A 12,753-nucleotide genomic window follows, 5' to 3' on the forward strand; every position below is an offset into this window, starting at 1 on the left:
TCGATACGTACAGACTGGCCGCCGGAGCCCGGTGCCCGGCAGAGCCGCGTGTACCGAGGTCCGTATGACGAATGTCAGCCCCTGCCGGTGACAGCGGCTGCCCGCCGCTTGACGGAGGCCGGGGCTCCGACGTACCCGAAACTCGCTCGCTGCGCCGGTCGAACCGGTGCTGTGATGAGGTCATGACCGCCCCGACCAGGCCACAGCACGAGATCCGCGCCCAGTACACGGATACGACCGTCACCGTCTACCAGGCGTACGCCCCGTTCATCGGTCTGCCGGCCGTGCGCGACGGGCGCTTCCCGGAAGTCTGGAAGCGCGACCGCATGACATGGATCAAGCCGAGCTTCCTGTGGATGATGTACCGCTGTGGCTGGGCCACGAAGGAGGGCCAGGAGACCGTCCTGGCCGTCGAGATCACCCGTGAGGGCTTCGACTGGGCCCTGGCGAACTCCGAACTGTCGCACTACGTGAGGGGAGTTCACCCCGACCGCGCCGCCTGGCAGCGCAACCTGCGCCGGAGCCCGGCCCGTGTCCAGTGGGACCCCGAGCGCGACCTCCGCCTGGACCGGCTTCCGTACCGTTCCCTCCAGCTCGGGCTCTGCGGTGAAGCGGCGCGGCGATACGCGGACGAGTGGACGGTGTCGATCCGTGACGTCACCCCGCTCGCCCGGCAGATCCACGAACTGGTGCGGGCCGGGCGGCTCGACGACGCGGCGGAACTCCTGCCGCGGGAGTCCCCGTACCCGCCGCCCGGCGCCGCGCTCCCGGCGGGGGCGACGGCCTGACCCGTAACCCGGGCGAAAGAGTTAATGCCCCATAAGGGACATATCTGACGTTACGCTCCGCGCATGATCCACCATGCCATCCCCCTGGCGGCATCCGGCCTGAAGATCGACTGGGCCAGGATGCCGACGTACAACACCATCATGGCGGTGGCCGCCGGTGCCGGGCTGTTGCTCGTGGTGGCGCTGGGGCGTCAGCTCCTTGCGCCCGGGCGCATTATCACCCCCGACGGCTGGGTGCTGGCGTTCGGGGCCGTCGGCTTCACTCTTGTCACCACCGGCCTCCATATGACGCTGACCTGGCCGCTCGCCGGACAGGGCTTCCCGTTCGACAACGTCATCTTCGGCGAGCCGGCACTCGCCTTCGGCGTCTTTCTGCTGGCCGCGTCCTTCTACCTCTGGAAACGCGGCGCCGAACTCAACAGCGCCGACCGCATCGTCCGCACGGCCCGCGTTGCCTCGCCCATCTCCGTCTTCGTGTTCGGCCTCGGGCTCGCCTGCTTCGGGATCGCCGCCGCGGGCTGGAAATACACCCTCTTCGCCGCTCCGCCCGAGGAACCCATCTCCGGAGAATTCGCGAAGTGGCCGATGGTGGAAGCGAGCTTCATGTCCGGGCTGTACGTCCTCGTGGGCATCGGCGCGCTCCTGTTCCCGTTCGCGCTGCACCGGCCCAAGGGCTGGATGGCTCCGGTCATCGGAGTCGTCTGGGGTCTGGCCGGGCTGGCGTTCCTGTTCTTCGGCGGCCTCAACTACTTCACCCACATCGGCCTCATCGTCAACACCATGTGAGTCACTCAGGACCACGGTGGGCCCGGCCGGACGGCCGGGCCCACCGGGTCCCCCCACCCCGTGACGGCCACCACCTCGCGCGCGATGTCCGTCACCTTCCGCCCGTCCGTCGCCACCCGGACCGTGTCCGCCGGTGCATGCTCGTCCAGGAGTCGGGCCTTGCGGACACTGTTCGCCACCTCACGGTCCAGTTCCGAGCCGATCTCGCGTCCCGAGAGCCGGCCGTACGTCGTGGCATCGGAGGCGGTGAGCAGGACGCGGACGATCCGCACGTCCGCACCCATCGCACGCTCGAACATCGCCGCCGACTCAGGCAGCACGCTCACCGTGTTCGTGTAGATCAGGCGCCGGTAGCCGAGTTCCGCGAAGTTGGACCAGACCGCCGCCAGATTGCGCTCGGTGATCCCCGCGCGGTGCGGATCGCCCTCCGGCGCCGGATGGACCTGGCCCATCAGATCGCCCTCCACGACCGCGTGCGCCGCCTCGACGGCCCGCAGTTGCGCCGAAACCTCCCAGGCCACGGTCGACTTGCCGACGCCCGCGCGCCCGCCGATGAGCAGTACCTCTGCGTGATTCATGTCGGCAGGGTGCCAGCCCACGAGGGCTCCCACGATCCGATTGGGTGGCCGTGTCGAACGCGCCCGCCCGAACGGCGCGGCATACCGCGCATGGAGTACGGCGGGGGAGTGCCGTACGCCGCAAGAAGGCCGGAGAGTTCCCCCTGGCGGCTGCCTGCGCACGGCGACTGTCGGCTTAGGGTCGTGAACCATGGAGACCCCTATTGCGCGTACGTCCCGGTGGCGGCGACTGCTGCCCCGTAAACGCGGCCGGTGGGCCGCGGGCCTCGCGGCGCTCGTCGTGCTGGCCGGTGCGGGCACCTGGACCGCAACTGCCGACGACGGCGGGCCCGCCGTGCATCGCCAGGACCGGATGATGCGCGTGGACGGCGTGTCCATCGACACCTCGTACTTCACCACCGGGGGCACGCAGCGCAGGCCCGCTGTGCTGATCGGGCACGGATTCGGCGGAAGCAAGAACGACGTACGGGCGCAGGCCGAACAGCTGGCGGGTGCCGGGTACGCCGTGCTGACCTGGTCCGCCCGCGGGTTCGGGAAGTCGGGCGGGGAGATCGCACTCAACGCCCCCGACCGCGAGGTCAAGGACGTGTCCCGGCTGATCGACTGGCTGGCGGACCGGCCCGAGGTGGAGCTCGACGCCAAGGACGACCCCCGGGTCGGGGTCACCGGGGCCTCCTACGGCGGAGCCGTCTCGCTCCTCGCCGCCGGGTACGACAAGCGCGTCGATGCCATCGCACCGCAGATCACCTACTGGAACCTGGCCGACGCGCTCTTCCCCGACGGGGTCTTCAAGAAGCTCTGGGCCGGAATCTTCGTCACCACCGGTGGCGGCTGCCAGAAGTTCGAGAAGCAGCTCTGCGACATGTACGAACGGGTCGCCGTCAGCGGGAAGCCGGACGCCGCCGCGCGAGCGCTGCTGACCGAGCGTTCCCCGAGCGCCGTCGCCGACCGGATCAAGGTGCCCGCGCTCATCGTGCAGGGGCAGTCCGACTCCCTCTTCCCGCTCGGCCAGGCCGACGCCATGGCCGAGGCCATAAGCGGCAACGGCGCGCCGGTCGCCGTCGACTGGATCGCCGGTGGGCACGACGGCGGTGACCTGGAGACCGACCGGGTGCGGCAGCGGATCGGCGGATGGTTCGACCGGTATCTGAAGGGCGACAAGGGCGCCGACACCGGGCCCGGCTTCCGCGTCACCCGGACCGGAGGTATCGACTCCACCGACGGGGCCGCCCTCACGCGCGGGGCGAGCAGCGATACGTATCCGGGGCTGAGCAGCGGAGAAGAAACGATCGGCCTCGGGCGCCGGACGCAGACGTTCCGTAACCCGGCCGGCGCCAACCCGCCCGCCATCTCGGCCGTTCCCGGCGTCGGCGGCGGGCTCTCCCAGCTGTCGTCCCTCGGCGTCGGCCTCTCGATCGACTTCCCGGGGCAGTACGCCCGCTTCGACTCGGCCCCGCTGGACAAGTCCCTGCGCGTCACCGGCTCACCGACCGCGCGGGTCGTCGTCGATGCGGAACGGGGCGACGCCGTGCTGTTCGGGAAGGTGTACGACGTGTCGCCGGACGGCAAGCAGCAGGTGCTGCCCTCCCAGCTGGTCGCACCCTTCCGGATCCCGCAGTCCCAGCAGGGCAAGGGCGTGCAACTGACGCTCCCCGCCATCGACCACCAATTCGACGCAGGACACCGGCTCCGCCTGGTCCTCTCCGCCACCGACCTCGGTTACGCCTCACCGGCCGAGCCGACGACGTACAAGGTGACCACAGACGGCCCGCTGACCGTCCCCACCGCCCCCGCTCTGAAGACCGCAGCGGCCACCCTGCCCTGGTGGACCTGGGGGCTCCCGGCCGGCGCTGTCGTGATCGCCGCCCTGCTGCTGCTCACCGCCCGCCGCCGCACCGCGACCCCCGCACCCGATCCGGCGCTCGCCGGGGTGCCTCTCCAGATCACCGGCCTGTCCAAGAAGTACGCCAAGTCCGCCGACCGGTACGCCGTGAAGGAACTGTCCTTCCAGGTCGAGAAGGGGCAGGTGCTCGGCCTCCTCGGCCCCAACGGCGCGGGCAAGACCACCACCCTGCGCATGCTGATGGGGCTCATCACGCCCGACGACGGCGAGATCCGCGTCTTCGGGCAGGCCATCCGGCCGGGAGCACCCGTGCTGTCCCGCGTCGGTTCGTTCGTCGAAGGAGCCGGCTTCCTGCCGCACCTGTCCGGGCGCGCCAACCTGGAGCTGTACTGGCAGGCCACAGGGCGGCCCGCCGAGGACGCTTACATCGGGGAGGCCCTGGAGATCGCCGGGCTCGGCGACGCACTGGCCCGCGCCGTCCGTACGTACTCGCAAGGCATGCGGCAACGGCTCGCCATCGCCCAGGCCATGCTCGGGATGCCGGACCTGCTCATCCTCGACGAACCGACCAATGGACTCGACCCGCCCCAGATCCGCGAGATGCGCGACGTGATGATCCGGTACGCGGCCGGGGGCCGGACCGTCATCGTCTCCAGCCACCTCCTCTCCGAGGTCGAACAGTCCTGCACCCACCTCGTGGTCATGGACCGAGGCCGGCTCGTCCAGGCGGGCCCGGTCGCCGAGATCACCGGCTCCGGCGACATGCTGCTCGTCACCAGCGCGCAGGACATCACCGAACCCCTCGTGGGGAAGGTCGCCGCACTGCCGGGGATCGGCTCGGCAGTCCGTACGGACGACGGCCGCGGACTGCTCGTACGGCTCGACGGCGCCACCTCGTCCGAGCTGATCGCCGAACTGGTGCGGCTGGACATGCCGGTGACCGGTGTCGGGCCGCACCGCCGCCTGGAGGACGCGTTCCTCACCCTGATCTCCGGAGGCTCCGCATGAGTGCCGCAGTCGATGTCACGGAAGCCGCCGAGGCCCCCGGCTACCGCGCCCGGCGCACCCTGCCGCTGCGCGTCGAGGCGGTACGTCAGCTGCGCAGGCGCCGCACCCTGCTCATGGGCGGGGTGCTGGCGGCGCTGCCGTTCATCCTGATCGCCGCGTTCGCGATCGGCGGCACGCCGTCCTCCCGCGGCGGCGGCGACCGGCTGACCCTGATGGACACCGCGACCGCGTCCGCCGCGAACTTCGCCGCGACATGCCTGTTCGTGTCCGCGGGGTTCCTGCTCGTCGTCCCGGTGGCGCTGTTCTGCGGGGACACCGTCGCCTCCGAGGCCAGTTGGTCCTCGCTGCGCTATCTGCTGGCGGCGCCCGTGCCACGGGCCAGGCTGCTGTGGAGCAAGCTCGTCGTGGCGCTCGGCTTCAGTCTGGCCGCGATGGTGCTGCTGCCGCTCGTCGCGCTGGCCGCGGGAGCCGCCGCGTACGGCTGGGGGCCGCTCGAACTCCCCACCGGCGGGGCGCTGGCGGCCTCGGACACCGTGCCGCGCCTCGCGCTCGTCGTCGCGTTCATCTTCGTCTCCCAACTGGTCACCGCCGGGCTGGCGTTCTGGCTGTCGACGAAGACCGATGCCCCGCTGGGCGCGGTCGGCGGGGCGGTCGGGCTGACCATCGTCGGCAATGTGCTGGACGCCGTCACCGCGCTCGGGTCCTGGCGCGAATTCCTGCCTGCGCACTGGCAGTTCGCCTGGGCGGACGCACTCCAGCCCGATCTGGAATGGGGCGGCATGGCGAAGGGCGCGGCGATCTCGGTGACCTATGCCCTGATCCTGTTCGCCTTCGCCTTCCGGGGGTTCAGTCGTAAGGACATCGTGTCCTGAGCTCGACTTTCCGCCGATTCTCCGGCCTTCGTTGCCACATCGAGATTCATCCGCAATGTCTTCGTCTGCTCCTCGGCACCGTCTCGCACGTCACATTCACAAGTGCTGACACGGCGACGTTGGGGGCAGGGCATGGAACGCCGGACAGGGAAGTACGTACGGACATGGCGAGGGGCGCTCGGCGTGCTGCTGGCGGGCGGGGTGCTGCTCACCGGGTGCTCGGGGGCATCCGACGGAACGGGGTACTCCTCCGCCGACCGCCGGGCCGCCCCCGCACCCGCCGCGTCGGGCGGTGCGGCCGACAGCGACGGCGCGAAAGGCGTGGACGGCTCGAAGAAGCAGGACGGGCTGCGGGAGTCCGCGCCACCCGACTACCTGTCCACCTTCGCCCTGGACGTCGACACCGCCTCGTACGGGTATGCGCGACGTACCCTCGCCTACGGCACCCTGCCGGAGCCGACCACCGTGCGGCCCGAGGAGTTCGTCAACAGCTTCCGCCAGGGCTACCGGCGCCCGGCCGGCAACGGCTTCACCGTGAACGTCGACGGCGCCCGTGCCGGGGCCGACGGCTGGTCGCTGGTGCGGGTCGGTCTGGCCACCCGGGCCGCCCCCGCCCGCGACGAGCGCCCGCCCGCCGCGCTCACCTTCGTCGTCGACATCTCCGGCTCGATGGCCGGAGCGGGCCGCCTCGACCTGGTGAAGAAGTCCCTGGGCATCCTCACCGACGAACTCCGCGACGACGACTCGGTCTCCCTGGTCACCTTCAGCGACGAGGCGAAGACGCTGCTGCCGATGACCCGGCTGCGCGACCACCGCGGCAGAATCCGCGACCGGGTCGACTCCATGGAACCCACCGACTCCACCAACCTGGAAGCAGGCATCCGGCGCGGATACGACGAGGCGGTCGACGGCCGCGTCAAGGGCGCCAACAACCGGGTCGTCCTGCTCTCCGACGCCCTCGCCAACACCGGCGCGACCGACGCCGAAACCATCCTCGAACGCATCGGCTCCGCCCGCCGCGAGTACGGCATCACCCTCTTCGGCGTCGGCGTCGGCAGCGACTACGGCGACGCGCTGATGGAACAGCTCACCAATAAGGGCGACGGCCACACCACGTACATCGCCGACGAGACCCAGGCCCGAAAGGTCTTCGTCGACCAGCTGCCCGCACACCTCGAACTGACGGCGCGCGACGCCAAGGCCCAGGTCGCCTTCGACCCGGAGACCGTCGAGAAGTTCAAGCTGATCGGTTACGAGGACCGCAAGGTCGCCGACGAGGACTTCCGCAACGACCGCGTCGACGGCGGTGAGGTCGGCCCCGGCCACACGGTGACGGCGCTCTACGCCGTACACCTCCGGGACGGTGCCTCCGGGCACGTGGCGACCGCGACCGTGCGCTGGCTGGACCCCAGGACCCGGGCCCCGCACGAGCAGAGGGGGGCGGTCGAGACGAAAGCGATCGACGGTCCGCTGTGGGGCGGCGACAGCAAGCGGCTCCAAGTGACGGCGGTCGCCGCCTACTTCGCCGAGGCGCTGCGCGGAGGTCAGCTGCCGGGCGCGCCCGGACTCGGTGAACTCGTCTCACGGGCAGACACGTTGGCTTCCGAGACCGAGGACGATTCGGTACGGAAGCTGGCGACCGCGATCGGACAGGCCGGCCGGCTCAAGGGCGGCGGGGACGACACTGGGTCCGGGGGTGCACCGGAAGGCGAGATGGACTGACCGGGGGAGGCGTCGGGCCGCACCGGCATATGAAAGTGGGCTGTGCGGCCCGTCCGACGACGCCATGATGTGCACCATGTCCTCCCTGTTGCCGACCCTCGCCGTGATCACGACCGGCCTCTACGCAGGCTTCCTGCTGACGTTCCTGATCGCGATCATGCCCGGCATCGCGGCACTGCCGGACGAGCGGTTCACGTCCGCGATGCGCCGCTTCAACGAGAAGGTGCCCTCACCGGCCTTCCTGGTCCTCTTCGCCGGTGTGATCGCCTTCCCGGCCGCTGTGATCGTGGGAGCCGACGCAGACGCGGACCGGGCGCTCGCAGTGGCGGCGCTGGTCTGCGCGGTCGGCAGCCACCTGATCACGATCACCGGGAACATCCCGCTGAACAAGGCGCTCGCGGCGTCCGAGGGCGGCGGTGACAGCGCTGCCCGCGAGGCGTTCGAGTCCCGCTGGAACAACCTCCACCGGATCCGGACGGTCCTGTCTCTCGCCGCGTTCGCGCTGCTGGCCGTGGCCGCCGGGTAGGACGACGGGCCGGTCCCTCCACCGTGAAGGGGCCGGCCCGCCGGTGTCGATCGTCAGGATCCTGACCGCTGCGACAACGTTCGCTCGATGCCTGCCCGGACGAAGGCGCGCGCGAGGCGTCCCCGCCTGATACGCCACGGCAGGGAGGCCCGGCGCGGGTCGGTTCCGTACCGGCGGCGGTGTATGTCGCCGACGACCTCGGCGGGAGCGCCCAGCTCGGCCAGCACCTCCAGCGCCTGCCCCTTGGTGATGAGCCGCCCGTCCCGCAGGGTGACCGACGCCCGTGCGAGGGTCAGCAGTCCGAGGTCCACCCAGATGTCGCGGAGCCAGCGGGTGGGCCTGGCGCTCGCCGGATACCAGTAGCCCTTGAGGTCGCCCCGGATGAACTCCGCCAGCGCCTGATCGGACACCTCCGCAACGAGCCCGGCGGGCTCCGGGCCGAACAGTGACAATCCGCCCGTACTCAACTCTCGTCGGCTGACCGGCGTGACCGGTCGCTCGAACAAACGGCCATGAGCCCAGGTCACATGATCACGGCCCATGTCCGGGAGTTGCGACCGCACCGCATAGGAGCAGTGCAGCTTCGCGGCCATCGGCACATCCGCGATCAACGCGCGGTGCAGAAGGATGAGTTGTCGCCTCTGGGTCTCGGTGACCGGCGACTCCACGAGGGCCACGAGGTCGAGGTCGCTGCGCCCCGGCTGATAGTCACCCAACGCCAGGGACCCGTGCGCCCAGACCGCCTCCGGGGCAACGGCGTGAGCGGCGTCGGCGATGAAGCGGTCCAGGAGGAGCCGGGTGGGCTGCGCCTCGTCGGCATTCATGGAACCGACTATGGCACGGGTGCCGGGGCGCCGGGATGACGGACGATCGGATCAGGCCTCCGCCGGGATCGGGGTGGAGGAGCTGTGACGGTCCAGGGGGGAACGCAACCCTCGGGCGAGACCACCGGTCTGAGTCTGCAAAGTGCCGGTGCGGCGCACGGCCTCGCGCTCCCGTACACCCCGGGGATCCACCGAGCCCCGCACCCACTCCCTTCATCGCTCATCGAACGAAGGAGCCCACGTGGCAATCCGCGCTTTAGGAATAACCGTGGTCCTCGCCATCACCGTGGCGACCGCCGTGACCACCTTCCCCGTCGCCGCCCAGGCGTCGACGTCCGCCCCCGCGACAGCCTCCGCGACCCCCACGGGGGCCGTGCCCGCCCCGACCCCGCGACGCGACGACTTCAACGGGGACGGCTACCCGGACGTGGCGTTCACCGCGCCCGGTGCCACCGTCGGGGGCAAGGCCAAGGCCGGGTACGTGGGTGTGGTGTACGGCTCCAAGAGTGGTCTGCAGACCTCCACCAAGCAGGTCTTCACCCAGGACTCGCCCGGAATCCCGGACACCGCCGAGGCAGGTGACGCGTTCGGCAGCTCGATGGTCTCCGCCGACCTGGACAGGGACGGGTACAGCGACCTCGTAGTCGGCGCGGGAAAGGAGAAGGCCGGCTCGTCCACGTCGGCCGGATCGCTCACCGTCATCTGGGGTGGCGCGCACGGACTGTCGGGTGGCGCGACCCTCCTGACGGGCAACGAGCTGTACGAAGAGATCGGCGGCAAGGCCGCCGTCGGCGACTTCAATGGCGACGGCGCGATGGACATCGTCACCCTCGGGATGAGCAACACCCACGTCCTGTCCGGCCCGTTCAAGCGCGACGGCAGCGCGGCCGCTCCCGCCAGGGAGATCCGCGACATGGACGATCTGCGATACCTGGACCTCGCCGCGGGCGACTTCAACGGCGACGGCCGCGACGACCTGGCCGCCGTCGTCCACGACGGCGACGAGTTCGACGCCCGGCGCATCCTCATCCGTAACGGCGGTGCCACCGGCCTCAGCGACAAGTACACCGTCGTCAACAGGCCGAATGGCTACCGCCTCCAGGGCGGCGAGACCATCACGGCCGGCCGCATCAACGGGGACAGGTACGCCGACCTCGTCGTGGGCCGCACGATCGAGGGCTACGACAGCGATCTGGACTATCCGCTCGCCCTGGGCGGCATGATCACCTACGTACCGGGCAGCGCCACCGGCCCGCGGGGCGACCGGGCCAAGGTCTTCAACCAGGACAGCGCCGGTGTCCCCGGCGCCGCCGAAGTGCACGACGGTTTCGGCGCGTCGCTGTCGATCGGTGACATGAACGGTGACGGCTACGGCGACATCGCCGTCGGCGTGCCCTACGAGGACCTCGGCAAGACGAAGAACGCGGGCTCGGTCCTGGTCCTCCCCGGCACCGCATCCGGTCCCACCGGCACCGGCACCGTGGGCTTCAACCAGGACACGGCGAACGTCCCCGGGGCGGCCGAGACGAACGACGGGTTCGGCGGCGCCGCCAAGCCGGTCGACGCCAACCGCGACGGCCGTACCGAACTGGTCGTCGGCGCCCCCGGCGAGAACGCGCACGCGGGCTCACTGTGGGTCTTCCCGACCACGGCCTCCGGTGTGACGGCCAAGGGCTCGTTCACGTTCGGCCACGGGACGCTGGGCACGGTGGCGACGGCCGCGGGGCTGGGTTCGTCGTTCAACCGCTGACACAGGTTCTCTGTCGCGCGTCACGATCACGGCCGGGGGTAGGGCCGACCCTACCCCCGGGACTCGGGCAGCACGGATGTACCCGCCCCGAGACCGTCTCCTACGGTGAGGCCATGCGCCCTCGCACCGTGTGGCAGGCCCTGCCGACCGCCCGCTATCTGCTGACGTCCTGGCCATGGAGGTCGGCCGGTTACCTGATCAGCGGTGCTCTGGCCGGCGCGGTCGTCCTGGTGGTGGTCGTGATCGGCGTGGCCGTGGGCGGTGCGCTCTCCCTCGCACTGATCGGACTGCCGCTGCTCGCCCTCCTCGCTCTGACCGGGATTCCGGTCGCGGCCCTGGAGCGGCGCAGGCTCCGCCTCATGGACCGCACCCCGGCCCCCGACCCGCACCGCCGGCCGGAGGAACCGGGGCTGTGGAGCTGGACGACGTGCCGGTTCCGGGAGCGGGTGACCTGGCGGGAACTCGGGTACGTGCTGCTGCTGGCCGTGGTCCTGTGGCCACTCGACGCCCTCGCGGTGGGCGTCTGCACGGTCGTCCCACTGGCGGTGGTGAGCACTCCCGTGGTGATGGAGGTGTACGGGGACGGCGCGGAGGCCCGGGTGGTGAAGCTGTGGACGGTCACGACGTGGCCCGAAGCCTTCGCGACCGCGGCGGGCGGACTCGTCACCCTGATGCTCGGCTGCTACTTCCTGGGCCTGCTGGCCGGAGCGAGGTCGGAGCTGACCCGCTTCCTGCTCACATGCCGATCAGCCGAGCCGGACGCCCGGGTCATGGAACTCACCCGTTCCCGGGTCCGGTTGGTCGACGCCTTCGAGGCGGAACGCCGCCGTATCGAACGCGATCTGCACGACGGGGCCCAACAGCGCATTGTCGCGCTCACCATGATGCTCGGACTGGCCCGTCTGGACACTCCGCCCGGCCCCCTGGCCGACCAACTGGCCAAAGCCCACGAAGAGGCCGGCAAGGCACTCGCGGAGCTGCGCGAGCTGATCCACGGCATCCATCCCAAGGTCCTCGCCGACTACGGCCTCCAGGCCGCGGTCGCCGACGCCGCCGACCGTTCCGTGATCCCCGTCGACCTGGACCTCGAACTGCCCGGCAGATTCCCCGAAGCCGTCGAGGCAGCCGCGTACTTCGTGGTCCGCGAGGCACTGGCCAACGTCGCCAGACACAGCGGCGCGCACCGCGTCGCAGTCAGCGGCGGCCACGCCGGAGGCCGGATGTTCCTGGAGATCCACGACGACGGACGGGGCGGTGCGAGCACATCCGGCGGCGGCAGCGGACTGACCGGCTTGGCCGACCGGGTGTCCGTTCTGGATGGCAGACTTTCCCTGTCCAGTCCGGCCGGGGGCCCGACCCGATTGCGTGTGGAGATTCCTTGCGAGTGGACCGATCGCTCCGCGTAGTTCTGGCCGAGGACAGCGTGCTGCTGCGCGAGGGTCTCATCGGCCTGCTCACCCGCTTCGGCCACGAGGTGGTCGCGGCCGTCGGCGACGCGGAGGCGCTCACGGCGGCAGTGGCCGAGCACGGCCCGGACATCGTCGTGACCGACGTCCGGATGCCGCCCGGCTTCCAGGACGAGGGCCTGCACGCGGCGGTGAGGCTCCGCGAGAAGCAGCCCGCCCTCCCGGTACTGGTCCTGAGCCAGTACGTGCAACGTACGTACGCCGCAGACCTCCTCGACTCCGGGGACGGCTCGGGCGTCGGCTATCTGCTCAAGGACCGGGTCGGCCAGATCGAGGAGTTCACCGACGCCCTGCAGGAGGTCGCCGACGGCGGCACGGTCGTCGACCCGGAGGTCGTACGCCAACTCCTGCGCCGCCGCCGCGATCCACTGGAGCGCCTCACCGCCAGGGAAGGCGAGGTGCTCGCCCTGGTGGCCCAGGGCAGGTCGAACGGTGCGATCGCCCGTGACCTGGTGGTATCCGAGGCCGCGGTGGGCAAGCACATCGGCAACATCCTCGCCAAGCTGGACCTCCCACCGGCCGACGAGACGCACCGCAGGGTGCTGGCCGTACTGACCTTCCTGCGCGCGTAACCCGGCGGATTTGCCACG

Annotated in this window: 11 protein-coding genes; 9 read left to right on the top strand and 2 right to left on the bottom strand. The window is 70.8% G+C overall.

The window, feature by feature from the left end:
- Positions 1–182 precede the first annotated feature (182 nt).
- Positions 183–788, top strand: coding sequence for a DUF4291 domain-containing protein (locus tag NRF20_RS29700; protein WP_266361424.1), 606 nt, complete (start codon positions 183–185; stop codon positions 786–788).
- A 63-nt stretch (positions 789–851) separates the two neighbouring features.
- Positions 852–1,574 carry a DUF981 family protein gene (locus NRF20_RS29705; RefSeq protein WP_413753631.1) on the top strand — a complete coding sequence of 241 codons (723 nt, stop codon included), beginning with the start codon at positions 852–854 and terminating at the stop codon, positions 1,572–1,574.
- 5 nt (positions 1,575–1,579) lie between these two features.
- On the opposite strand, the gene NRF20_RS29710 is transcribed toward NRF20_RS29705, so the two are convergent.
- Positions 1,580–2,152, bottom strand: a complete 573-nt coding sequence (locus tag NRF20_RS29710) for an AAA family ATPase (protein ID WP_413753632.1) — start codon at positions 2,150–2,152, stop codon at positions 1,580–1,582.
- Positions 2,153–2,342: 190 nt separating this feature from the next.
- On the opposite strand from NRF20_RS29710, the gene NRF20_RS29715 reads away from it, so the two are divergent.
- The 4 genes from NRF20_RS29715 to NRF20_RS29730 all read left to right on the top strand — a co-directional run bounded on the left by NRF20_RS29715 (position 2,343) and on the right by NRF20_RS29730 (position 8,123).
- Positions 2,343–5,003 (top strand): alpha/beta fold hydrolase, encoded by a 2,661-nt coding sequence (locus tag NRF20_RS29715; protein ID WP_413753633.1) that lies wholly within the window; start codon positions 2,343–2,345, stop codon positions 5,001–5,003.
- Positions 5,000–5,875: an ABC transporter permease gene (locus NRF20_RS29720; RefSeq protein WP_114244559.1), complete on the top strand. Its 876-nt coding sequence runs from the start codon at positions 5,000–5,002 to the stop codon at positions 5,873–5,875. Before NRF20_RS29715 ends, NRF20_RS29720 begins: the two co-directional genes overlap by 4 nt.
- 132 nt (positions 5,876–6,007) lie before the next feature.
- Complete coding sequence (locus NRF20_RS29725) at positions 6,008–7,597, top strand: YfbK domain-containing protein (protein WP_413753634.1); 1,590 nt, start codon at positions 6,008–6,010, stop codon at positions 7,595–7,597.
- Between the two features lie 76 nt (positions 7,598–7,673).
- On the top strand, positions 7,674–8,123 hold the full coding sequence (locus NRF20_RS29730; RefSeq protein WP_413753635.1) for a DUF1772 domain-containing protein: 450 nt from the start codon (positions 7,674–7,676) through the stop codon (positions 8,121–8,123).
- A 53-nt stretch (positions 8,124–8,176) separates the two neighbouring features.
- Here NRF20_RS29730 and NRF20_RS29735 read toward each other — a convergent pair whose 3' ends face one another.
- Complete coding sequence (locus NRF20_RS29735; RefSeq protein ID WP_398628799.1) at positions 8,177–8,947, bottom strand: nucleotidyltransferase domain-containing protein; 771 nt, start codon at positions 8,945–8,947, stop codon at positions 8,177–8,179.
- A 241-nt stretch (positions 8,948–9,188) separates the two neighbouring features.
- On the opposite strand from NRF20_RS29735, the gene NRF20_RS29740 reads away from it, so the two are divergent.
- The 3 genes from NRF20_RS29740 to NRF20_RS29750 all read left to right on the top strand — a co-directional run bounded on the left by NRF20_RS29740 (position 9,189) and on the right by NRF20_RS29750 (position 12,735).
- Positions 9,189–10,697, top strand: a complete 1,509-nt coding sequence (locus tag NRF20_RS29740) for an FG-GAP and VCBS repeat-containing protein (protein ID WP_398628798.1) — start codon at positions 9,189–9,191, stop codon at positions 10,695–10,697.
- Positions 10,698–10,810: 113 nt separating this feature from the next.
- On the top strand, positions 10,811–12,103 hold the full coding sequence (locus tag NRF20_RS29745) for a sensor histidine kinase (RefSeq protein ID WP_398628797.1): 1,293 nt from the start codon (positions 10,811–10,813) through the stop codon (positions 12,101–12,103).
- On the top strand, positions 12,076–12,735 hold the full coding sequence (locus tag NRF20_RS29750; protein WP_398628796.1) for a response regulator: 660 nt from the start codon (positions 12,076–12,078) through the stop codon (positions 12,733–12,735). Before NRF20_RS29745 ends, NRF20_RS29750 begins: the two co-directional genes overlap by 28 nt.
- The last annotated feature ends 18 nt before the right edge of the window (positions 12,736–12,753 follow it).

The organism is Streptomyces sp. R-74717 (assembly GCF_047305335.1).
GTDB lineage: Bacteria > Actinomycetota > Actinomycetes > Streptomycetales > Streptomycetaceae > Streptomyces > Streptomyces atratus.

Bases quoted from the DNA above. Each gene is read 5' to 3' on its own strand.
- NRF20_RS29700 (WP_266361424.1), top strand. From the start codon at position 183: ATGACCGCCCCGACCAGGCCACAGCACGAGATCCGCGCCCAGTACACG.
- NRF20_RS29705 (WP_413753631.1), top strand. From the start codon at position 852: ATGATCCACCATGCCATCCCCCTGGCGGCATCCGGCCTGAAGATCGAC.
- NRF20_RS29710 (WP_413753632.1), bottom strand. From the start codon at position 2,152: ATGAATCACGCAGAGGTACTGCTCATCGGCGGGCGCGCGGGCGTCGGC.
- NRF20_RS29715 (WP_413753633.1), top strand. From the start codon at position 2,343: ATGGAGACCCCTATTGCGCGTACGTCCCGGTGGCGGCGACTGCTGCCC.
- NRF20_RS29720 (WP_114244559.1), top strand. From the start codon at position 5,000: ATGAGTGCCGCAGTCGATGTCACGGAAGCCGCCGAGGCCCCCGGCTAC.
- NRF20_RS29725 (WP_413753634.1), top strand. From the start codon at position 6,008: ATGGAACGCCGGACAGGGAAGTACGTACGGACATGGCGAGGGGCGCTC.
- NRF20_RS29730 (WP_413753635.1), top strand. From the start codon at position 7,674: ATGTCCTCCCTGTTGCCGACCCTCGCCGTGATCACGACCGGCCTCTAC.
- NRF20_RS29735 (WP_398628799.1), bottom strand. From the start codon at position 8,947: ATGAATGCCGACGAGGCGCAGCCCACCCGGCTCCTCCTGGACCGCTTC.
- NRF20_RS29745 (WP_398628797.1), top strand. From the start codon at position 10,811: ATGCGCCCTCGCACCGTGTGGCAGGCCCTGCCGACCGCCCGCTATCTG.